Origin of the sequence: Flavobacterium sp. (assembly GCF_041392085.1) — a bacterium.
Classification (GTDB): Bacteria; Bacteroidota; Bacteroidia; order Flavobacteriales; family Flavobacteriaceae; genus Flavobacterium.
Genome location: NZ_JAWKMW010000012.1, coordinates 1 through 23,979 on the forward strand (window position 1 = coordinate 1; position 23,979 = coordinate 23,979).

Annotated in this window: 18 protein-coding genes and 1 tRNA gene; 5 read left to right on the forward strand and 14 right to left on the reverse strand. The window is 35.7% G+C overall.

Going from position 1 to position 23,979, the window contains the following annotated elements; all coding sequences use genetic code 11:
- The coding region (locus tag R2782_RS10965) for a hypothetical protein (protein WP_371268292.1) at window positions 1-2,905 on the reverse strand (2,905 nt) is incomplete at its 3' end.
- A 178-nt stretch (window positions 2,906-3,083) separates the two neighbouring features.
- A tRNA-Leu gene (locus R2782_RS10970) sits at window positions 3,084-3,165 on the reverse strand.
- 135 nt (window positions 3,166-3,300) lie between these two features.
- Between R2782_RS10970 and R2782_RS10975 the strand changes: the two genes are divergently transcribed.
- On the forward strand, window positions 3,301-4,689 hold the full coding sequence (locus tag R2782_RS10975; RefSeq protein ID WP_371268293.1) for a dipeptidase: 1,389 nt from the start codon (window positions 3,301-3,303) through the stop codon (window positions 4,687-4,689).
- A gap of 324 nt (window positions 4,690-5,013) precedes the next feature.
- Window positions 5,014-6,114 carry a DUF4407 domain-containing protein gene (locus tag R2782_RS10980; protein WP_371268294.1) on the forward strand — a complete coding sequence of 367 codons (1,101 nt, stop codon included), beginning with the start codon at window positions 5,014-5,016 and terminating at the stop codon, window positions 6,112-6,114.
- 69 nt (window positions 6,115-6,183) lie between these two features.
- On the opposite strand, the gene R2782_RS10985 is transcribed toward R2782_RS10980, so the two are convergent.
- The 7 genes from R2782_RS10985 to ruvC all read right to left on the reverse strand — a co-directional run bounded on the left by R2782_RS10985 (window position 6,184) and on the right by ruvC (window position 11,635).
- Window positions 6,184-7,386, reverse strand: coding sequence for an NAD(P)/FAD-dependent oxidoreductase (locus tag R2782_RS10985; protein ID WP_371268295.1), 1,203 nt, complete (start codon window positions 7,384-7,386; stop codon window positions 6,184-6,186).
- A gap of 75 nt (window positions 7,387-7,461) precedes the next feature.
- Complete coding sequence (locus R2782_RS10990; protein ID WP_371268296.1) at window positions 7,462-7,818, reverse strand: MmcQ/YjbR family DNA-binding protein; 357 nt, start codon at window positions 7,816-7,818, stop codon at window positions 7,462-7,464.
- Between the two features lie 138 nt (window positions 7,819-7,956).
- A complete protein-coding gene (locus R2782_RS10995; RefSeq protein ID WP_371268297.1) occupies window positions 7,957-8,229 on the reverse strand; it encodes a four helix bundle protein in 273 nt (90 codons plus the stop codon).
- Between the two features lie 24 nt (window positions 8,230-8,253).
- Entirely contained in the window at window positions 8,254-9,009 is a 756-nt protein-coding gene (locus R2782_RS11000) for a cyclase family protein (protein WP_371268298.1), read from the reverse strand.
- 4 nt (window positions 9,010-9,013) lie between these two features.
- Window positions 9,014-9,796 carry a DUF3667 domain-containing protein gene (locus tag R2782_RS11005; RefSeq protein WP_371268300.1) on the reverse strand — a complete coding sequence of 261 codons (783 nt, stop codon included), beginning with the start codon at window positions 9,794-9,796 and terminating at the stop codon, window positions 9,014-9,016.
- Window positions 9,797-9,886: 90 nt separating this feature from the next.
- Window positions 9,887-11,020: a radical SAM family heme chaperone HemW gene (hemW, locus tag R2782_RS11010; RefSeq protein WP_371268301.1), complete on the reverse strand. Its 1,134-nt coding sequence runs from the start codon at window positions 11,018-11,020 to the stop codon at window positions 9,887-9,889.
- Window positions 11,021-11,080: 60 nt separating this feature from the next.
- Window positions 11,081-11,635 (reverse strand): crossover junction endodeoxyribonuclease RuvC, encoded by a 555-nt coding sequence (gene ruvC, locus R2782_RS11015; protein WP_371268303.1) that lies wholly within the window; start codon window positions 11,633-11,635, stop codon window positions 11,081-11,083.
- An 89-nt stretch (window positions 11,636-11,724) separates the two neighbouring features.
- On the opposite strand from ruvC, the gene R2782_RS11020 reads away from it, so the two are divergent.
- Window positions 11,725-12,621, forward strand: coding sequence for a hypothetical protein (locus R2782_RS11020; RefSeq protein ID WP_371268304.1), 897 nt, complete (start codon window positions 11,725-11,727; stop codon window positions 12,619-12,621).
- Window positions 12,618-13,709: a glycosyltransferase gene (locus tag R2782_RS11025; RefSeq protein ID WP_371268305.1), complete on the forward strand. Its 1,092-nt coding sequence runs from the start codon at window positions 12,618-12,620 to the stop codon at window positions 13,707-13,709. The genes R2782_RS11020 and R2782_RS11025 overlap by 4 nt, the downstream gene beginning before the upstream one ends.
- On the opposite strand, the gene R2782_RS11030 is transcribed toward R2782_RS11025, so the two are convergent.
- Window positions 13,706-14,185 carry a hypothetical protein gene (locus tag R2782_RS11030; RefSeq protein ID WP_371268306.1) on the reverse strand — a complete coding sequence of 160 codons (480 nt, stop codon included), beginning with the start codon at window positions 14,183-14,185 and terminating at the stop codon, window positions 13,706-13,708. The two genes, R2782_RS11025 and R2782_RS11030, sit on opposite strands and share 4 nt — an antisense overlap.
- Before the next feature lie 59 nt (window positions 14,186-14,244).
- Between R2782_RS11030 and R2782_RS11035 the strand changes: the two genes are divergently transcribed.
- Window positions 14,245-14,745, forward strand: coding sequence for a DUF456 domain-containing protein (locus tag R2782_RS11035; RefSeq protein WP_371268307.1), 501 nt, complete (start codon window positions 14,245-14,247; stop codon window positions 14,743-14,745).
- 242 nt (window positions 14,746-14,987) lie between these two features.
- Here R2782_RS11035 and R2782_RS11040 read toward each other — a convergent pair whose 3' ends face one another.
- The 4 genes from R2782_RS11040 to R2782_RS11055 all read right to left on the reverse strand — a co-directional run bounded on the left by R2782_RS11040 (window position 14,988) and on the right by R2782_RS11055 (window position 23,912).
- Complete coding sequence (locus tag R2782_RS11040; protein WP_371268308.1) at window positions 14,988-18,038, reverse strand: choice-of-anchor L domain-containing protein; 3,051 nt, start codon at window positions 18,036-18,038, stop codon at window positions 14,988-14,990.
- A gap of 75 nt (window positions 18,039-18,113) precedes the next feature.
- The gene (locus R2782_RS11045; protein ID WP_371268309.1) at window positions 18,114-19,325 is read right to left on the reverse strand and encodes an NAD(P)/FAD-dependent oxidoreductase; all 1,212 of its coding nucleotides are present in this window, start codon (window positions 19,323-19,325) and stop codon (window positions 18,114-18,116) included.
- Window positions 19,325-20,014, reverse strand: a complete 690-nt coding sequence (locus R2782_RS11050) for a glycerophosphodiester phosphodiesterase (protein ID WP_371268310.1) — start codon at window positions 20,012-20,014, stop codon at window positions 19,325-19,327. Before R2782_RS11050 ends, R2782_RS11045 begins: the two co-directional genes overlap by 1 nt.
- Window positions 20,015-20,204: 190 nt before the next feature.
- A complete protein-coding gene (locus R2782_RS11055) occupies window positions 20,205-23,912 on the reverse strand; it encodes a metallophosphoesterase (RefSeq protein ID WP_371268311.1) in 3,708 nt (1,235 codons plus the stop codon).
- Between the last annotated feature and the right edge of the window lie 67 nt (window positions 23,913-23,979).

Here is a 23,979-nt window from a genome sequence, read left to right on the forward strand (position 1 = left end):
AGTTTACAGCACATTCAGAATTATTCACAATAAAAGTATAAGTGCCGCTTGCTGTATTATCGATGGCGGCCGGACTCCAAAAACCATTAACACCGTTGTTATCAACATCCGGCAAAACAGGAACGATATCGCCTTCACAAATCGTAAGTGTGTTTCCAAAATCAAAAACAGGCGTTGCAAAATTTATAATATCAACGGTTAATATAAAATTATTTGCACATTGACCCACATCCGGCGTAAAGGTGTAAATCCCACCATCGGTATCGTCAATTTGTGACGGATTCCAACTTCCTATAATTCCATTATTATCAATAGAGGGAAGAAGAGGAGCTTGAGCACTGGTACAAATTGAAATTGAATTGTTAAAATTGAATACCGGTGTAATGACATCATTTACGGTAACGTTCAAAGTATGTTCAGAAGCACATGGATTATTATCAGGTGTAAAAATATAAGTGCCTGATATAGTATTATCTATAGAAGTGGGAGTCCAATTTCCTGTAAGACCATTGTTGTCAACCGTTGGCAAAGAAGGAATATCATCACCATTACAAATCGTAAAAGCATTTCCGAAATTAAAAACCGGTACTGTTGACGAAGAAACAGATACGGTTAAGGTAAAGGTTGAATAACATTGTGTGTCATTAGGGGTAAATATATACGTATTTGATTGTGTATTGTCAATTGTGGAAGGATTCCAAGTTCCATTTACACCATTATTGTCAACTGTTGGTAAAATAGGAGCATTATCACCGGCACAAATAGTTAAATTATTTCCAAATGTAAAAACCGGTACATTATTTTCATTAGGATTGGCTAAAACTACAATTACAGCTTGTGATATACAGCTCGTTTGAACATCTCTCACAATTACAGTATAGGTTCCGGGAGCTAAATTTCCAAAAAATAGATTCGTTTGAAAAGTAGTGCCGTTATCAATACTATATTCATAAGAACCTGAAGACACATTGATAAATTGTCCGATATTTGAATAATCTTGCGGGTCAATGGCTTCCCATTCAGCCGAATTCCATGTTGTACTTGGTGCGATAGCGGTTTGTAATCTTCGGTAAGTATATCCGGGCTCATTATTAGGGGTAAAAGCTACACCATCAGTTCTTCCCCATATGTCAATTTCAACATCAGAAAAATTTGTCAAACGAAGGTTGTCATCGATATTTACGCCACCGCAACCTGCAAAAACCAAATCTGGAACAACACCACCTTGATTGCCGTTACTGCCAATGGAGACAACTTTAGCAGTATTATGTGGAATTAAACCACTTAAAAGTAGATTACAAGACGGATTTGTGCCACCATTATTGTAGACTTTAATTCGGTAATTCGCTAAATCAAGCGTATTTCCGGTTCCGTTAAATAATTCAATATAGGTTAGAGAACCAACGGATTCATCGGTAATTTCAGAAATGATTAAATCTGGATATACATTTCCGGAAGAAATGGGATTAGTAATTTCAATACTGCCGGTGGCAGTGGCACATGTTGGTTGGACAACAGTAACTTCCGGTACGATTTGATCGTTCAACAACGCCAACACGGGTAGGGCTGAATTGCTTTCACAACCATCAACAGTTTGTGTAACATAGTAAGTTGTATTGTTTACAATTGGCGTACTGGTAGCCAATGGAATAGTTGCCGCTTGATCGGCATACCATTGCAAATTTGAACCACTAATGACTAAATCAGCTAAAGTAAACACAACTGTTGCTGTACTACAAATCGACTGAATGGCATCACCGGTTGGTGCCAATGGAGCAGGGTTGATGGTTAAACTAACCGGAGTTCTGGTGGAACTGATACAATTTGAAGTTGTATTTTGAGCCTCGGCATAATACACTATTGTTCCAACACTAGATAAAGTTGGGTTTGTAACTATTGTACCATTAATAGGTGCATCATACCAAACCATAACTGACCCATCACTTGTTGTTGCTTCTGCAGTTAACGTTTGAATCGGATTGTTTTCACAAACCGATTGATTTCCGCCGGATGTAGGTGGATTAACCGTTGGGTCATTTAGAGAAATTGTCGTGTTTATAGTTGTTGAACAATTGTTTATCACAAAGTTAAAGTTACTGTAGCTACCGGCATTTAATCCCGTAATCACAAAATGTCCATTATTGTCGGCGATAACTGAAGTTGGCCCAACTGATGATCCATCGTCATTATAGGTCAATGAATAAGAAGAATTTGGATTTAAATTTTCAATGGTAATTGTTCCTTCTGTTCCTGAACAAGTAGTAGGATTAGAAGCAATAAAGTTTGGATTGGCTCTAATAGAAAAAAAGGCTTTGAAATTATTTCCATTATTGTTTACAAAGACAGTGTCATCGCATTCAGTTGAGGAATTCAAATCTCCTGTTGCTTCAAAAAAAACTTCCAAAATATAGTTTCCTTGGGCAAAAGCTGTTAAATCAATAGGTGAATAAGGAATGGTTTGACCATCTTCTAAGACTTCTTGCCATTTTTGATCGCCTTCGCCACAAGGACCACCGGTTGGGAATTCACTAATTGCAGTGTTACAGTTATCAAAAAAAGGAAAGTCAATGGTGTTGAAAACTCCGGGCGTTGCTGATTCTAAGTATATTCGATAATTCATTCGAACGCTACAAGCATTACCGTTGCTGTTTTTAAATGTTTTTACTTCACCTCCACGCAAGATAAATGAACCTGAATTTTGTATAAAAACCCCAAAATTTGTATTAGTAAATTCATTTTGAATAGGGCCAATCAAGTTCGCTCCTTCCCCCGTAGTATTAAAAAAATTGGACGTATTACAATCAGTTAGCCAAACAGCAGAAGCAAAAGTTCCAAAGTTTTGACTCAATAAATGTGAATAGGATAATAAGAAAAGAGAACAGAAAAGTAGAATAATTCTTTTCATAGGATTATTTCTTGTTTTGTTTAAAAAAATGTCAATCTAAGATAAGTATTTTTAAAAGAATGCAAATAAAGGCGTTGTTTTTTTTCATAAAAAAGAATTCGCAAACGTTATAGTTTGATAAATAATTTATCGACAACAAGATAAATAACAAAAAACCCCAACATTCGTTGAGGTTTAGTGCGGGTGATAGGACTCGAACCTACACACCTTGCGGCACCAGATCCTAAGTCTGGCGTGTCTACCAGTTTCACCACACCCGCGGGCAAATAAAACAGTAGCTGTTTCAATAAGTGGGTGCAAATATAGAGATTATTTTGAATTTTATTCAAGATGAATCAATTTTTTTACCCTTATTTTTTTCGTACTTTTGAACTTTATCATTTTTACTTTTTATAATGGACAACATAAATAATTACGTTCAACAAAACAAAGAACGATTCATAAGTGAACTGATTGATTTACTTAAAATCCCATCCGTAAGTGCTGATTCGGCTTATGCTCAAGATGTGATTGACACGGCTGACGCGGTAAAGAAAAGTCTCGAAAAAGCCGGATGTGATTTCGTGGAACTCTGCGAAACTCCCGGTTATCCCATCGTTTACGGAGAAAAAATCATCGACAAGAATTTACCAACCGTTTTGGTGTACGGACATTACGATGTGCAACCACCCGATCCCATGGATTTATGGACTTCGCCACCGTTTGAACCTGTTATCAAAACCACTGAAATTCACCCCGAAGGTGCTATTTTTGCACGTGGTTCTTGCGATGATAAAGGGCAAATGTACATGCACGTGAAAGCGTTTGAGTATATGATTGCTAACAATTGCTTGCCTTGTAACGTCAAATTTATGATTGAAGGCGAAGAGGAAGTCGGTTCAAAGAGCCTCAGCTGGTTCGTAGAACGCAACCAAGAAAAATTAGCCAACGACGTAATTCTAATTTCCGATACCGGAATGATTTCCAACCAACAACCTTCCATTACCACCGGTTTACGCGGTTTAAGTTATGTAGAAGTTGAAGTTACCGGACCAAACCGCGATTTGCATTCCGGATTGTATGGCGGAGCGGTAGCCAATCCCATCAATATTCTAGCCAAAATGATTGCTTCCTTGCATGATGAAAATAACCACATCACCATTCCCGGTTTTTACGACAAAGTTGAAGAACTTTCAACCGAAGAAAGAGCCGAAATGGCCAAAGCACCATTTTCACTCGAAAACTATAAAAGAGCACTTGACATCGAAGATGTTCACGGCGAAGCCGGTTATGTGACCAACGAACGCAACTCCATCCGACCAACGTTAGACGTGAACGGAATCTGGGGCGGCTATACCGGAGAAGGGGCCAAAACCGTTATTGCCAGTAAAGCCTATGCCAAAATTTCCATGCGTTTAGTTCCACATCAAGATTGGGAAGAAATCACCGAATTGTTCAAAAACCACTTTGAAAGCATCGCTCCAAAATCGGTAAAAGTGAAAGTAACGTCGCATCATGGCGGTCAAGGGTATGTAACGCCAATCGACAGCATCGGCTATCAAGCGGCCAACAAAGCCTATACCGAAACGTTTGGAGTACCTGCAATTCCGGTGCGTTCCGGCGGTAGTATTCCGATTGTGGCTCTCTTCGAAAAAGAACTGAAATCAAAAACCATCCTGATGGGATTCGGTCTCGACAGCGATGCGATTCATTCACCCAACGAACATTTCGGAATCTTCAATTATCTCAAAGGAATCGAAACTATTCCGTTGTTTTATAAATATTTTGTAGAGTTGAGTAAATAAATCAACCGCAAATTCGCAAATTTTAAAACCGTTTATTCAGTTGAGTAAGCGGTTTTTTTATAGCCCCAATTCGGGCTATTCGCTGCAAGTCCTCGTCCATTGGTTGGTTTTTTGTCGGGTTGGGCTCGGCTTCCGTTGGTCGCCGGCCCAACCCGCAAAAAACTCAACCCCCGTCCTGCGGGCTTTCCGCTACTATCCCGGGTGCAATCTGTACTATTAAAGCTTTTTAACTTGAAACTTGAAACTTGAAACCTGAAACAAATTATAACAAAATTTAATTTTTGGCGTTAAATTTGTACCAATCATCATCAAAAATCAATCCTCATGCTCAAAAAATTCTTCCTGCTTTGTTCGGGTGCCGACAAGCAAATCATCGAAAGTTGTTCCAATGGCGAACAAAACAAATATGCCGGAATTGGTGCAACGGTTTTCTTTACGGCAGTCATGGCTTTTATCGCCGGCAGTTATGCTCTTTACACCGTTTTTGATAATGTTTACACGGCGGTATTTTTTGGATTCGTTTGGGGTTTACTCATCTTTAACCTTGACCGTTTTATTGTTTCCACTATCAAAAAAAGAGACAGTTTTTTGGATGAATTCATTCAAGCTTCTCCCCGAATTGTGTTGGCGGTAATCATCGCAATCGTCATTTCAAAACCATTGGAAATCAAAATTTTTGAAAAGGAAATCAATACCGTTTTGTTGAAAGAGAAGAATGAAATGGCGATGAATAACAAAAAACAAGTGGCCACTTATTTCCAATCTGACGTAGATCAAAACAAAGCTCAAATCGACAGTCTAAAATCCGACATCCTGAAAAAAGAAAAAGAAGTCAATGATTTATATGCCGTTTACATTACCGAAGCAGAAGGAACTGCCGGGACTAAAAAACTCGGAAAAGGTCCGGTTTACAAAGAAAAACGTGAAAAACACGATGCAGCGTTGCAGGAATTAGCCACCTTAAAAACGACCAATCAAGCCAAAATAGCCGAATTAGAAGCCATAGGGAAAACTTTGCAAGCCGATTTGGATAAAAAAGTAGCCGAAACCCAACCCATCATCGATGGTTTTGATGGTTTAATGGCACGTATCAATGCGTTGGATAAGTTACCTTGGTTGCCGTCATTTTTTATTATGTTACTTTTTTTAGCGATTGAAACGTCACCCATTATTGCCAAATTATTATCGCCCCGAGGCGAATACGATTTTAAACAAGAAGATGGAGAATTAGCAGTTAAAAATGTTTTGTCCCAAAACAAATACCAAAGCGAATTGCAAAAACAAACGGATGTTTCCATCTACGATAAAGTCTATGCTGATATTCGGGAAGACAAAGGTTTATACGATTACAAGAAAAAACGAGCGATTGAATTGTTGGAATTGCAAGCAGATGGTTTTGTGGAGAAGCAGAAAAAATCACTTTAGTAAAAAATTAAACCCTTCCGGTGTTCTAAATTCCGGAAGGGTTTTTTAATTGTTTTTTTGTGGTATTTCTTAAGGCAAATAAGACAACCCATTTCGGGTTTTCCAAAGGAAATATTTTTCAAATAAAATTTTATTGAAGTCATAAAGTACATTTGGAATCATAATCGCAAACGTTCTAGGTTTGAATAAACTGGTTGAAAGCAATAAAACTTCTTTTTTACCAGCATCCATAATACATAACCCGGGAATTCTTCCCCATGCTTTTTCTTTTAAATCGGTTCTGCCTTTGGTGACTCGAATGATATTTTCTGCAACAATTTTTCCGGTTTCATCAGAAGGATAACCTGTTTTGGGCGAAGAAAACGGCACTTTTCCCGGTGTAAAAGGGAGCGGTACATTCACGGCAATACCCGCAGCCCAAATATTCGGATAGTCCGGATGTCTGTAATCATTTCCAACTGGAAGATAACCGGTGGGAGTCGCGTGTAGTTCCGGTGAGTTGGTCACAAAATCTACCCCAATAAACGGAGGCATCAACATGGTGAATTGACTCGGTAAAATTTCATCGTTAGTTAAAATTACTCTATCTTTTTGAACTTCTTTTACGCCAACTTGTGTGCGATAATGAATATTGAACATGCTCATGAAGGATTTTAACATGGTTTCACCCATCGGCATTCCGTCGATACCAAAGTGACCTAAATAATCTTCCGGCGTAATCCAAAACAAATCTACTTTTTTACGGATGTTTTGTTCGCGAAGCCATTTTTCAATATTGAATAAAAATTCGTAAGCAGCACCCATACATCCGGCATTTTGAGTCGCTCCAATCACAATCGGACCCGGATTTTTCTTGAATTCTTCCAATGCCTTTCTTGTTTTCATAGCTCCGTTAGGTGTGCCGATGTAATGGGCAAATTCTTCCACTCCGGGAGCAACGTCATATTTCACTTTTGGACCTGTAGCAATAACCAAATGGTCGTAATGGAATTCACCATGGTCGGTAAAAACAGTACTGGTTTTTGGATCTACTTTTATCGCCTCGGCAACAACAAAATCAACGCCTTTTTTCTTTAGAATGGCTTCTTTTTTAAAGGAAATATCTTTGATTTCTCTTCTGCCTAGCGGTACCCAAATGAGTGAGGGAATAAACAGAAAAAGCGGTGATTTATCTATTAAAATGACTTTGTGTTGGTCTTTTCCTTTTCGATTGATTTCAAGGGCGGCCGTCATTCCTGCAAAACTCCCTCCTATTACAACTGTTGTGGTCATGATGATTAATTTTATAGTATAAAGGTACTCATCATCAGCCACTTAAAGAGTAACACTTGTTACATAACCAAAAATTTATATCGATTCTCGAACTTTTTTGGGAAGACTATTAAACACCAATTCATACGAATGATTAATCAATTCCCGCATCATTTTATCATCTACATCGCTGTGAAAAGCAACCGTATTCCAATGCACTTTACTCATATGATAACCAGCCGTTATCGCATCATATTCAGCTCGAAGTTCCAATGCTTTTTCGGGATTACATTTTAGGTTTAAGGAAGGAGCTCCACTTTCCCATTCTTTCAAAGAAGTGAGGCAAAACATTTTTCCACCGACTTTAAACACTAACGTATCTTCGTCAAAAGGGAAATGTTCAGTGACGGCTTTTTTAGAAAGGCAGAATTGATAAAGTTGTTCGATATTCATGGTTAGTTGGGAGTTTATAGTTGGGAGTAAACTAATAATTCAAATTTTTGAAGAACCAAATTTATCAGGATTGTTCATCATATAACGAATTAATTTTCCAATTTCATCATTTAAACTACTTAATTCAGAATGTTTTATTTAATTCAAATAGCCACAGGAAAATGAGAAATCAAGCCAAACTTGAGTTTCTGAGTTTTCTGCTTCGGTATCAGACAATTTACTAAAAAAGTTTTTTGGATATGTTCTTTTTCTATACGCTTCCGTTAATGTAACAGTTACACTTCTTGAACTTCGTCTTATTTGATCGGTTAATGAATATTTCTCCTCTTTCGGGAATTCTTCAGAAACTTCAAAAATCATCATCGCTAAAGCAAAGGATTTTTTATAGGCTAATAAATCTCTACAATCCATAATTTTATTATTACTCCTAACTATCTACTCCATACTAAACAAAACCGGTTTACTCGGACTCGCATCATTCTCAAACGAAGCAATCTGCAAATTCAATAAATAAGAACCATCCTTTACAGCATCATCAACAAAAATCAATTCCGTAATCGTTGCATTTTTTCGTGCATCGTTATTTAAATCATTTACATCTTTCACATTCCAAAAAGCTTTGTGAGCTAATAATTTACCTTCGTCTTTTTCTTTATCCACGCTCGGTAAATCGATTAATAAATGTTGAATACCTTTTTCACGAATATAAATAGCTGCTTCTTCATGCAAATAAGGCGGATTAGTATGCGAATAATTTTTGGATTTTTTTTCGTCCAAATTCGGTAAGGTTCGAATGATAAGGGCTTCCGGAATTGCATTCCCTAATGCTTTTTCCACTTGACTTTTCGTAATTACAAAATCCTCTCCTTGTTGTTCCGGTTGAATAGAAATCAGTTGGGCGTTGAAAAAAAAGGTTTTCAGAGCTTGATTGATGCTGAAAAATTCCTTTGTAATATGTCCCAAACATTCCGTGTGCGTGCCATGCCCGTGCGGATTGAAAAAAATGTTATTGAAATTGGTCGTTGCTCCGCCTTTTACACTTCCCACCCAAGAACCAAAACGAACGGGTTCAATCTGCGGTTTTTCAATATACCAAGCAATCGGATTTTTTTCAGTATTGGATAACGGTAGCGAAATATCAATGGGTTTTGATAAATCTACTTCAAATTTATTATTGATAATCGCTTTCATGGAATCAATTTTTTAAAAGAGTATAAAGAGTATAATTGCTTATTTGTTCACGATAAAGGAAAATAAACATAAAACATAAAACCAGACAAATGAAGGTCTTAAGAATTGATATTTTCCAGTTTTCATTATAAAAATTTTTAATTGCAAAAGCCAAATAAACAAAGTTAGCACCAAAAATTACAAATTGAATAGCTCTAGGTGTCCATAATTCTTTTGGTGTAATGACTAATGTTACACAAAATAACATAAAAAAAGACAAGTAATGAATAGCAAAAATTGTATGCACACCAAAATAATGTCTCTTTTTTAAATTGACGAGCCAAAAAACCAAACTAAAAAAAGGAATCAATATAAATATGAATAGTTTAGAGTTTGTTAGCGATAAAGCATCATATTTCTGTTTAACATCATCAAGTAATAAGTTACTTGCTTCTACTTTTTGCGTGTTAATTTCATTAGAAATATAATATTCTGCTGGAATCCTAAAGATATCGGCATCAGCTAAAAGAAGGAAAAATAAAATATTGACTACTATAAATAGTTGAAAGGGTCTCATGTAAGGATTTCTATTTCCTTTTACATAATTCAAGGTTAATTGTCCAGGTTTAAAAAGCAACAAGAGAAAGCTTTTGATGAACTTTGAGTCAATATTAGTTAATCCATCCACAAATTGTAGGAAAATGGTTTTTATTGAAAAATCACTTTCTTCAACAACTTTTTCTCCACAATTGTGGCAATGTTTTCCGATTAATGGTTGTTGGCAACTAACACATTTATATTCGTTCACACTATAGAATTTGATTTACTCCAAATTTAATAAAATAAGTTAAGACTTAATGAAAACCTTAATTATCCTTAACTTCTTAATGTTAAAAAATTAAACCAAATTCAACATAAAAAGATCGGAAGCAATCCCATCGCTCAAAAACTTCCCTTTTCGAGTAGTTCGCAAAATGTTTTCATCTACAAAAAGCAAATGGTCTTCGATATATTTGGCGGCTTGTTGGTTGAGGTAATCTAAATAGGTTTGACCAAATTCTGTTTGAATTCTATCCAACGAAATTCCCCAAATGGTTCGCAAACCCGTCATCACATATTCGTTGTACCGATCGGTTTTGGACAACGTTTCGGTTTCAAGTGATAATTTTCCTTCTTGAATGGATTTGATATACAAGGTATTATTCGACACATTCCAGCCTCGTTTTTCGCCATCATAACTATGAGCAGACGGACCGATGCCGATGTATTTTTTACCCAACCAATAACTCGAATTGTTTTTTGAAAAATAGTTTTCCTTTCCAAAATTGGATAATTCGTAGTGAATAAACCCGGCTTCTTCCAGTTTTTCAACTAAAATTTCAAAATGTTCTTGAGCTACTTCATCATCAGGAACCGGAATGATTCCTTTTTGAATAAATGCATGCAAAGCAGTTTTTGGTTCAACCGTTAACGCATAACTCGAAATATGCGGAATGCCAAAAGACAAAGCGGATTCTATGTTCTGAATCCATTTTTCATTACTCATTCCCGGAATTCCGTAAATCAAATCGAGTGAAATGTTGTCGAAATGTTTAGTTGCTTCTTCCAGACACTTTTTAGCTTCTTTGGCATTATGAGCACGATTCATCATCTTCAAATCGTCTTCAAAAAAAGATTGAATGCCGATGGAGAGACGGTTTATTCGATTGTTGGATAGTTCGATTATTCGATTATTCGATAAGTCGTCAGGATTTGCTTCAACCGTTATTTCCGGATTTTCAACAACATTATAGTTTTTAAAAACCTCATCAATCAACAATCGCAAATCTTCAATCACTAATATTGATGGCGTTCCGCCGCCGAAATAAATGGTTTCCACTATATCATTTTTGAACTCCTCTTTTCGCATCGATATTTCTTTCGCTAAAGCCAAAACCATCTCATCTTTCTTTTTCATGGAAGTGGAAAAATGAAAGTCGCAATAATGACAAGCTTGCTTGCAGAACGGGATGTGTATATAAATTCCTGACATTTTTAGTTTGCAGTCACAGTCTCAGGTTGCAGTGTTGTGACTGTAAACTGAGACTGTAAACTATTTTTTTACACGATTCTCATTATTCTTCACAAACGCATCCCAACCAGTGTAACTTTTCTCTCCAATTACTTTTCCGGAATTAAAAAAATGACAAACCGCTGCCGCCAAACCATCGGTAGAATCTAAATTTTTAGGCAATTCTTTCAACCCTAGTAATTGTTGCAGCATTTTGGCTACTTGTTCTTTACTGGCATTTCCGTTTCCGGTGATGGCCATTTTTATTTTTTTGGGTTCGTATTCGGTAATCGGAATTTGTCGCGATAATCCTGCGGCCATCGCCACACCTTGGGCTCGTCCGAGTTTGAGCATGGATTGTACATTTTTGCCAAAAAACGGAGCTTCAATGGCAATCTCGTCCGGGTGATGGGTTTCAATCAACTCGATGGTGCGTTCAAAAATGACTTTTAACTTGGTATAATGGTCGTCGTATTTACTCAAAATCAATTCATTCAACTGAATGAATTCCATTTTTTTGTTCACCACTTTAATTAAACCAAATCCCATGATGGTCGTTCCCGGGTCAATGCCTAAGATGATGCGTTCGTTTGCCAATCTTTTTTCTTTAAAGTTTACTGTTTCAGGTTAAAGTTTGTTTCTTTGTGTTGATGAATGCAATTCCTTACAAAGCTAAACAATTCCTGTTGGTTCTCGTCAAACTTTTGATTGTGGGCATTGCTTTTTATTATTTATATGCCGAATTGAGTAAAAAAAACCTAGACGATTGGCATCTTGTTTCTACTAAATTTACATTTTTTGGTTTACTCGGAATTATCTTTTTAAGCGTTTTAAATTGGTTTTTCGAAATTTTGAAATGGCAAAACTTAGTGAATACCTATTTTAAAATTTCCTTCAAAGAAGCCGCAATGCAATCCTTAGGATCGTTAACCGCTTCTGTATTTACACCCAATCGCGTGGGAGAATATGGGGCAAAAGTAATGTGTTTTCCAAAATCGGAAACCAAAAAAATCATTCTGCTGAACTTTATCGGAAACAGTAGTCAAATGGCTACGACCTCCTTTTTTGGCGTGTTCGGATTGTTGCTAACGGGGTTATTTTATGATTATTTTAGTTCTAAAATTTCGATAGTTCTTTTAGTAATTGTATTGGCTTTTTTACTTTTTTTGATGTTTGGAAAGAAGATAATTATTTATGGGTTTTCGGTTGAAAAATTAATTCAAAAAATCAAAACGTTTCCTAAAAATTCACTAAAAACAACCCAACAATTGTCGGTGATTCGATTTCTTATTTTCTCTCATCAATTCTATTTTTTATTGTTGGTTTTTGGTGTAGAAATTACGTATTCATTAGCCTTAGCAACTATTTTTTCAATGTATTTTTTAGCCTCAATTGTTCCCAGTATTCATCTGATGGATGTTGCCATAAAAGGAAGTGTTGCCGTTGTTTTATTTGGTAAGTTAGGGGTTAATCAATGGACAATAGTTTCCATTACTACGTTAATGTGGTTGTTGAATTTAGTTATTCCGGTTTTAATTGGAAGTTTTTTTGTAATGAAATTTAAACCCAAATTAGAACTATGATGTACTTATTGATTTTAGCCATTTCGGTTTATGTTTTTTTGATGGTTTTCTTTTGGATAGGATTTAAAAAAGTGCCAAAATCTAACGAAAATTCAGCTGCTGAAAAACTATCTTTTTCTATTGTGGTGCCGTTTAGAAATGAAGCTGAAAATCTTCCCAATCTAATGCAAACCATTAAAAAATTGAATTATCCTATCGAAAATTTTGAAGTGATTTTGGTTGATGATGATTCTTCGGATGGTTTTCGGGTTGCGAGTTGCGGGTTTCAAGTTCAAGTAATTCCCAATGATAGAGTTTCTAATTCACCAAAAAAAGATGCCATTCAAACAGCAATTCAACATTCAAAATTTGATTGGATTATTACCACCGATGCCGATTGTTTAGTGCCTGAAAACTGGCTATTGGATTTGAATAATTACATCCAAAACACCAAAAAATTAATGGTTTGTGGACCGGTTTTTTTTAAGAATAAAAATGGTTTTTTGTTTGATTTTCAGCAAATTGAAATGATTAGTTTGCAAGCTGTCACGATAGGAAGTTTTGATTTCAACTTAGCTTTTATGTGCAACGGAGCCAATTTAGCTTATTCCAAAAATTTCTTTATTCAACTCAATGGTTTTGAAGGCAACGATAAAATTGCTAGCGGTGATGATGTGTTTTTATTGCAAAAAGCCGTTAAAAATTTTCCGTATGAAGTTGGATTTTTATGCAAACAAGATTTTCAAGTTACAACCAATCCGGCAGAAAGTTGGACAGAACTTTTTCAGCAACGCGTGCGATGGGCGGGAAAATCAAAAGCCTATACAGCAAGTTTTGGAAAACTTGTAGCGTTGATTGTTTTTTTAGCAAATTTGGCTTTCATCATTTCTTTAATTCTCCTTTTCTTCGGATTTTTTGAAATGATAATTTTACTTCATTTAAAAATTATAGCCGATTTATTAGTAGCCAATCAAACGGCTCAATTTTATCAAATAAAAATGAAAAAAAGTTTATTGACAGCTTTAGTTTATCCGTTTTTCAGTTCAGCTGTAGCATTTTATTCGTTATTTGGAAAGTATGAGTGGAAAGGAAGAAAATTCAAATCTTAATCCGTTTTTAAAATAACAGGTAAAATAAATTGTGTTTTTACCGGAATTCCTTCTTTTTGAGCGGGTTCAATTTTAGGAAAATCGGTTAATCTTGCACGAATGATACTGTCTGTTTTTTGTTTGTCATACGTTAAACTATCCGACGAAAAAAGTGGTTCAAATGTAATTTGAGAATCCGGAAAAACAGTAATTCTGACCTCAATGGTGTCTAAAACTTTAGCATTGGTCAACAACGAGTCCGGAGCAATTTTTTGATGAATGATTTCTGTTAAATACTTGAAAAAACATTCCTTTTGCAATTCTTTATCTAAAATACTATCGCATTTCGCCACCGATGGATAAACAGTAACCTCATTCCAATTAATTTCCTTTAGTCTTTTTTGTAATAACTCCTCTTCCGAAGGCACTCGCTTTTCGAAGTATTGGCAGGAAACCAAGAGAAAAAGTAAAGAAAAAATGGAAAGAAATTTGTTCATTTTTCGTTTGTAATTAAACAACACGTATTTTTGATTAACCAAAAGTAATAAATTATTTTATGGATATCACACTTTTACTCATCGCATTCATTTTAATGATACTTGGCATTCTCGGAAGTTTTTTACCTGTTTTACCCGGGCCACCGATTAGTTGGGTCGGACTTTTGTTGTTGTATCTTACCAAAGCCGTGCCAATGAGTTACACGGTTTTGGGCATAACTTTATTCGTAGCAATTGTTGTAGGCATCCTCGATTACGTCATTCCCGCCAAAGGAACCAAACGATTTGGTGGTAGCAAATACGGCATCTGGGGAACAAACATCGGATTAATCGTTGGCATTTTTGCCCCGATTCCATTGGGTTTTGTCATCGGGCCGTTTGTGGGAGCTTTTATAGGCGAAATGATGAATAATTCCAACGATTCGCAAAAAGCATTTAAAGCGGCAACCGGTTCTTTTATTGGTTTTTTAGCTTCAACGTTTATAAAATTTGTGGTTTCAATAGTGTTTTTTGGTCTGTTTCTTTTAAAAGTTTGGGAATACCGAAGCGAATTCTTTTGATTTTTGGGCCTTATCGGGCTTTTCACTGCAAGTCCTCGCCCATAAACTAAAAATGCTACAAACCGTCAAGAGCTTCCTTTGGTCGCTTTGCCGCTTTAAGCATTTTAAAGTTTCCGTGCTGTGGGCTTTCCGTTTCAATCCCGGGCAGGGGAGAGGTGTTTTTAAATGAAATTTTGTTTACAGAAAATAAAAAAAGGGCAAAATTGCTTTCACCCTTAGATTATAATTTATCGGTCTAATTATTATTGTTTTATCACCTTATTCACCAATTTCTGATTCGAAGCCGTTATCACTTCCACCATATAAACACCTTGAATTAAATTAGAAAAATCAACTGAAGCTGAATTTACTTCTATTTTATTTCTAAAATAAACCCTTTTTCCAACCACATCATAAACCGAAATTTGTTCAATAGTTGAACTGCCATTCAATTGAATTTGAAGGCGATCTTTCGCTGGATTCGGAGAAAGCACAACCGTTGAATTGGTAAAATCTGGAGTGCTTAACGTTTCAACAAATTCGGTTTCAAACGTGTTGGTGACAATCACCGGATTAAAATCAAAATAAATGTCTGCCGTATTTGGAATGATGTCGCCTACAGCAATACCAGAATTTGGTTTAATTTTAAAATGTACAAATCCAATACTCGCATTTTCATTCACGATTTGTGGAACTAACTGAATGTTGTCAAATTTCCAAACCAATTCATTATTAATGCGTTCCAAAACATACGGATGGCTGGCGGCAATCATTCGCAAACTTTCCGGATTTAACTGAGCATCCAACACATCTTCTACGCGAACAAAAGTAGCATTGGTGGTTCCTGTATTTTGAAAACGAATCGTGTAATACAAATAATCATCCTCCGTAAAATCTGCTAAAGCAATTTTATTACCATGTGACTCATTTTTATCATTCGGGTCATACGAAGCTACAATTGGTTTTGTTTGTGAAGCAGTGTTGTTATTTGGATTAGCATCTGTTGTTAAACTGGAAATCGAAACAGAATTAGTTACTAAATCTCCAATAGCAACCGTTGGAATGGGTGGAACGCTCATCGTTACCGTTATCGCTCTCGTTTCAGAAGGCATTAAATCAGTATAATCAAATGTAAATCCGGTGGGTAGATTGGTTGTTCCGGCAACCGAAATGTTAGTGATGGTTAACGCAGGGTCTTTCTCAAAAGTCAATGTGCCGGATGCCGGAGCAATACCGTTGTTTGAATAATAGATTTTGTTGCTATAATTAAATCCTGCCGCCGGTTGGTTGGTAGCGACCAAAGAAACCGTAACATCGTTGTAAGGAGTTGTGTTTACGATGGGGATGTAATACACATTAGATTCAGTTTGGGAAAAAACAATATCATCAAAACTGATAGGTTCTGCATAAAATCCGGCAAATTCAGAATAAATGGAATAATTAAAATCATAGGTATCCGTTTCATTTTCAGGGAAAATATAAAACACGCCGTTGTGTGATGTGGCAGAAACCGTTTCACCTGAATTATTCAGTTGATAATTCAAATTACCATTTAAAAAGTTGGGTTCGCCGGCATCTTTAATTCCATTGTTATTTGAATCTAAAAAGGTAATAAGTTGGATATTTTCTCTACATTGGTTACCTAACGCCAAACTACCGCCTTCAATAAAAACGGCCGAATCAAAAGAAGTATCTTGATAATCACCAACAGAAAGTTTTAATGAATAGGTATGATTAGGAATAACCGATGCTATCGCAGTCATCGGCATGGTATAACCTCTCATGTTCAAGCTGCTATTTGGGTTATTTACATTATACGTGCTGAAAAATTGTGGGTTAACAGACGGACAGTTTACATTGTGAATAATATCCCTGATAGTGGTCACGGAAACAGGTGTGGTTGTACCGGGAACAATTGCAATATTCGTTACTTCGTTTGTTGTTAAATCGGTTAAAATAAATCCAAATACATCGGAATATTGACATTGGTATTGACCGTACTCATTGGAGGCAAAAATAAAGTTGAAACTTAAAATATTGGAGGTTGGAGTGATATCAAACTTCACAAAAGACACGTCATTTATTGTGCCTGTCTGTCCCGTTAATTGCATGATAGCATTTAATTGTGGGTCGCCCGCTTGAGAGCAAGTTGTTGATAAAGAATTGGCATTGTATGGTCCTTCTGTAAAGATTGCTTGTCCACTTCTTATGATCATTCCTTGTTCAAAAGGAAAGTCACTATCGTTCCCATTAAAATAGCCCACACCACAAGGGCCCTGGGTTACCACATTTTCAATTACGCCACAGCTGGAATTTAAAATAATATTGTTTAATAGTTGTTCCGGTGAAAAAGAAGTGGTGTTTACACTAATGTATGGGGTTACCGTTGAACCACAAGTAGCCGTAGTAAATGTGAATCCTTCTGACCAATCTGTTGCGGTTTGATTTTCACAAAGTGTGCGAACGTAAAAAGTATAGCTGGTTTCACATGTAAGGGCTGTAATAGTGTAGGGATTAGAATAAATGATAAAACCTTGCGAACTTGGGTTGGGTTCAGGAGAGCCTTCTGGGAGTATTATAATTTCATTTAAAGTAGCCGGCGAGGATTGATTTACCCAAGACAAAACGGCTCCTGTTTCAAAAACGCTGGTTACATTCAAATTGATGGGTGTTTCACAACTAGTGGAACAATTTTCTACAAATAAAAAGAATTCACCACCCCAAAAACAACCGGTAATTAAATTTTCGATGCGGATGTAAATGATTTGGTTAGGAGATATGTTGGTATAAGTATAACCAATTGGATTAGATTGGGTTTCCATGTCCGATTGAGTTTCGTAAAACTGCACTAACATTGAGTTTGGCGTTGCATTGTTGACTTGATAAATAATCTGCACAGCTTCGTTAAAATCAAATGTTGCAATTCCGTCATTGTTATCATCACAAGCAGTCGCTACTTCTGTACCTAATGAAGGAAGAGGATTTACTTGTAGTGAAAATGAATTAATGGTCACCTCTGAAGTCGAATTATTTACAAATGATACCCAAATTAGTTGCGGATTAGTACTGTTCGCATAACTGGTTGGATTTGTTATTGCATTCACATTTGCTATAGCATTCGTTTGGCTTATATAGAATGTCGTGGTAAAATCATTTGGATTTTGGCCTCCTAATAAACCCGGAATAACCGTTGTTAAATCAAATGTTTGAGTGCCGTTGAACTCAGTGTCACACGCTGTTAATTGAATTTGTGCTTGCGTTCCGAAGACAAAGAATAAAAGAAAAAATGTCAGAGAAAGTAGTTTTGTTTTCATTTTTTGATGATTAGGTTATCAAAAGTAATTGATTTTTAATAAATTATAATTATGTAAATGAGAATTTTTTGGATATCAATGAGAATTTGCAAGATGCTCACTCACAATAAACCCACCTGTCCATGCATTTTGAAAATTAAACCCACCTGTAATCGCATCAATATTCAGAATTTCTCCTGCAAAATATACTTTTGGAAGTAATTTACTTTCCATCGATTTAAAATTAATTTCTTTTAAATCGATGCCGCCTGCAGTGACAAATTCTTCTTTAAATGTACTTTTTCCATTTACCTGAAATTGGCCATTTGTCAATTGTAAAGCCAAATTTAGAAGTTGTTTTTTAGATAAATCGGCCCATTTGGTTTCCAATGAAATTTCGGAAGCCAAAACCAAACTTTCCCACAAGCGATTTGGGAAATCAAAAGGAGATTTTTTTACTACTATTTTTTTGGCGTGCTCCAATTTGAGTTCTTTCAATTGGTTTTCAGTTTCTTCCAAAGTAGCATCATTGAGCCAATTGACTTCCAAAATAAACTGATAGTTTTTATCAAATAATTCTCTTGCTCCCCAAGCGGAAAGTCGCAAAATTCCTGGACCACTCATTCCCCAATGGGTAATCAAAAGCGGTCCCGAAGCCGAAAGTTTTGAATTTTTGATTTTCACGGAAGCAAATGCCGAAACTCCCATTAAATCTTTTATGCGTTTGTCTTTTATGTTAAACGTAAAAAGGGAAGGGACCGGAAGAACAATTTTGTGGCCTAATTTTTCTAGCATTTCCCAAATTTTAGGATTGCTTCCGGTGGTCATCACCAAATTTTCACAACGAAACGTTTGCTGATTGGTTTCTACTTTCCAATTGTCTTCCAAACGAAAAACAGATTGCACACTTTGTCCGGTAAGGATTTCAATTTTATGTTTTTTAACGGCATTTAAAAAACAATCAATGATGGTTTGGGAAGAATCGGAAACGGGAAACATTCTGCCGTCTTCTTCAATTTTTAATTCTACACCGTGTTTTTCAAACCATTCAATCGTATCTCCGGAACAAAATTGATGAAAAGGACCACGTAACTCTTTTTCGCCACGCGGATAAAATTTCACTAAATCATTCGGAACAAAACACGCATGCGTGACATTGCATCGACCACCACCGGAAACCCGCACCTTTGTAAGCACTTCCTTTCCACGTTCCAGAATAGCGATTTTATAATTAGAATTTTTTTCGGCGATATTGATAGCGGTAAAAAAACCCGCGGCTCCACCACCCACAATCAATACATCATACATCAATGTAATCTTTCGGGGAAATTACAAAAAATTCCATCTACTCCCAATTCAGTTACTAATTTAATGTCTTTTGGTTCGTTAACGGTATAAGTATAAATTTGAAAACCTTCCTCGTGTAGTTGTTGGCTGTTTTCTGCCGTTAAGGTTTTCCACCAAGGATTGATAGCCACAGCTTTTAATTTTTTTCCAATTTTAATGGCGTTTATCGGGCTATCTTCAGTTAAAATTGCAATGGGAATTTGTTTGTCTAATTTTCTAAACGTTTCTAACTCATCCCATAAAAAACTGGAAATCATAAAATCTTCTTTTTGCCATCCTTTTTGATAGTATTTTTCAAGTAGAGCAAAGGTAGGTTTAGCCGTATTTTTACCTTTTAGTTCAATGTTTAAAACAACCAATCTGTCCACTGTTTCGATTACTTCATCTAAAGTTGGAATTTGATGATTTCCTTTTACTACTACTCTTTGTAATTCGTCCCAAGTAAAATCCTCAATTTTACCAGATGTATCGGTAAGACTATCTAGGATTTCATCGTGAAAAACTACTAATTCGCCACTTTTTATTAAAAAAACATCAATTTCAATCATATCCACATTCAATTCCATGGCTTTCTTGACGGAAGCAATAGTATTTTCTGTTTCGTGACCCATTGCACCGCGATGACCTATATTTAGTGGTTTTTTGTCCATTTTAGCACAATTTTGCAAAAGTAAACAAGTAATTACAAGTAAATAAAATGTTGTCTTCATCGGAAAAATTTTAACAAAAATGTAAAATGAATTCCAATAATTTAACGCAATGAATTAGTATTAAGCAAAAATTAATTTTAGATGGATTATTCTTAACCTAACTAATTCAATAGATAACAATTTGATAATATCAAAAATTAAATTTCATCCCAAAAGCTATTCGTCCACCATCGCTTGAATGAAAATAGGAAATAGTGGAAGAAATAACATTGCTACTGTTTAACCACAACCCAAAACCAGTGGATTGATGCCATTTAGAGTTATTTTCTCCGGGAAACCAAACCCTTCCGTAATCAAACCCTATAAATGCTCCGTAATTCATTGGTGCAAAAGGGTTTTTAATTTGTCCGATACTATACCGCAAATCTGAACCTTGAAAAGCCGCTGTTTTTCCTGAAAACCGATTATCTCTAAAACCACGTAAATCACTGTCGCCACCTAGATTAGCGGCTTGATAAAATTCATAGGTGTCACTAAAGAGCGATTTTCCTTTCAATGTTGTCTCAAAAATCCATTGAGCATCAGGAGTCAAACGATAAACAAAGTTGGCAACTACTTCTGCTGAAGGAACTTGTTTGGAAAAATCAGTCAAGTTAGTATTCCATTTTCCGATTACTTGAAGACCCATTCCCAACGAGGGAATGAACGGATTGTCATAATTTTTAAATTGATAAGTTAGTCCCACCCCGGCAAAATTTTGATATGAAAACACACGGTTATCTACAACTCCGGAAGAAATAAATCGGTTCGGTGTATCTTCCACTTTATAGGCTTCAAAGTTGATTCTGCCTATGAAGCTGGAGCTTTTGGTTTTTTGCCATAACAATCCCGGACTTACTTTGTAAGAGGCTATTCGAACCCGATTAAAATCAAATTCATCTGCTTCATTTTGCGTGTTATTGCCAAAACCGAAAAAGTTTTGTGCAAAGTTTGAACTGGTGGCTTGGGCATTAATCACCATATCAAAATGTGAAAAAGCTCTTTTAATTATTCCTGAATAAGTCAATTCATAACCTTTTGTGGCGAAAAAATAATTTGCGTCGGCGGTGTGTTTTTGCGAATAGGGATTTCCTAAATAACCTTTTTTAGTAAAATCTAATCGAACACCCAATCGTATACCATCATCAGGATTAAAGCCTACTAGTGGAACTCCGGTGAATTCGTCGAAATTTGGTTTGTTATAATTATATGTGTTGGTCTCATAATCATTGGAAAGTAAAACCGTTGTTTTTTTATCCACATTCAAAATGTTATTCGTTTTAAAGTCGTGAATTTTGACTTTCTTTCCGTTTTCGATAATATACGAATCTTGATTCAAACCACCAATCAATCTGATTTTTATGGGATTAAATTCATTTCCTTCCATACTGAATTCGTCTTTGCCTTCTAGTCCAAAAAACCAAATCTCTTTGGTTCGTTTTTTTGTAAACGTTTTTTCAAAAACAATATTAGATGGAGTTTTTTTGCCGTTGTAGACCACTACTGAAGTTCTACCATTGGACAATCGATTTATTACAAAAACATCATCTTTCATAGTACCAACAACCAATGTTTTTTTGTTTAACAAATTTTGATACTGTTGGGCAGTTTGATTTAATTTTTTAAGACGATTTCTCAAATACAATTTGAGTTTGGTAGTTGTTTCGTCTTGCAATTCATAAGGCAATTGCAAAAAGGCTTTGTTAATTACGTCATTTGTTAAATTATCTTGGATGAATTTGGCTTGTTTTTCCCATACTTTTTCATCGCTATCAGATAAAAGAGCCAAATCCAATGCATAGACTTGTTTGTTAAATTCCTTTATGTTTTTTGGGTTGTACGTGTACGAATGCATTTGCCCCATAGCCGGAATACTTTTCAAAAGCCATAGAAAAGCACCGTCGTATTTTGCGAAAGCCTGGTCGCGATTCAACGGAATTGGCCTATAAATTGTTTTTTCTTTTTCTTGGTGAACGCTCCAACGCCAGTTTTTTTCCTGTCGGTCCCAATCGCCGATAAGCATATCTAAAAGACGAGCTCGAATGTAATTTTCTTTATCTACCACATGATTTTTATCGATTCTGATTTGATGTAACATTTCATCGGTGTCAATAATAGCATTTGGTTTACCAAAATCAGCCAAACTTTTTTGCGTAGTATTAACTTTCTCGGAAATGTAATATAAACTGCCACCAAAATCTTCATTATAATTACCTAAAGCATTTTGATTAGGGACATAAAATAATTTTGAATGCGGTGAACTTATGCCAATAGCAAGAGACAATTTGGATACAACTAACGGGGTAAACGGATGAATAGTTGTGAAATAATCCCTTAAAAAATCTTCTGAAAGAGCATTTTTCTCTTGGTTTTTTAAGTTGCTGTTTTTGTACGCCAACGACTTAAAAAAGGAAGAAGCATCTTTTTCGAGAGGTTGCATACTGAATTCTTTTCCATTTTTATCTTTTAATAGAAGCGAATTTGTTGTTCCTTCATTATCTAGCCCAATGGGCTTTAAACCGCCATACAGTGTATCTAAACTAACCGTTCGCAAGGCAATCTCTTTTTTATAATAGTTTTTATAATGTTTTCCCCAAAGGAATTGATAGACATCACTTTTTCTACTCACCGGTTTACCAAATATTGATTTTTTTACAGTGGGTTCAAATTGTTTGGGGTATTGCTGATGTTTTATATTTAGCTCAGGTTCTCTTATTTTTTGCCTAAAAAGCAATCCTTCTTTACGATTAGAAGTAGTATAAAACGAAACCGTAGAAGCTCCGTTTTCATATACATCTATTACGGCGTAGCCATAGCCGCCATAGCTAAAATCTTTAGGATTGACAGCTCTTGCTTCTGAAAAATAAGCACCGGAACCACTAATAACTTGCTTAATACCTTCTTTGTTGATGTACTGCAAATTTTGTTCGTGACCCGAAACCACCACCACATGATTGTATTTTTGCACAATCGATTTTATTCGCTCAGTCATTTCACGGTAGGAAGCATGTTGTAAATCATTAGTTTTGTAACCACTCGCTTTTCGAAACAGGTTATAAAAACTTCCGGCAATTGGTAACGGAATGTTCTTTTCCAACGGAAAAAGTTGTTGATTTAATGAATACTGACCACCATAAATCCCGTTACTCAATAAGGGATGATGAATAGCTAAGAGAATCGTTTTTTCCTGATTTTCCAATAAATGACTATCGAGTTCATCAAAAAATTGTTCACGGGTTTTAATGCTGCAACCTTTGTTGATTTCGGTGTGTTCATTCCAATCGTCCAAAAACCATTGTGAATTAATGGAAACCAATTCTACTTCATTGCTTAACGAAACAAACTCGATTCCGCACGCATTTTGAGGAATTAGTTGGCTTTCCTTTTTCTTGTATTTTGAAATAAAATTTTCTTGAGCAAGTAATGATGACGTGGAGTTTCCCCAATCACTTTTACCTGGAATTAAAAATACTTTCCCTTTGAATTTCTCGGTTAAATTTAATTGTGTGGTAATTTTTTCTTCGGCTTTTGTTTTGTTCTGATTGAATCCGTTTAACGGAAAAATATTGTCGCCTAAAAAAAGTACAGTACTATTTTTTGACGCTTTTTCCAGTCTTTTTTTAAAATTGGATAGGGAAGGAGTGGCTCCGTCATTTTGTGTATTCGCCGCATTTCCAGTTAAAAACACAGAATAAACAATGGTGGTCGTATCAAGCGATTGGTTGTTATAAAACGAAGTGGCTTGACTACCTAGTTGGGTTTTGTATGTCGTGCAGCCCGTCAAGAATCCAATAAAAAACAGCAGAACAATTCGTTGAAGAAATGACTTTGAAACAAAATGTATGCTGAAAAAATTCATTAAAAAAGGTTGTTTTTTATTGATGTGTTCAAATATAGGAATAAAGCAAGTAATCTTTAAATCTAAA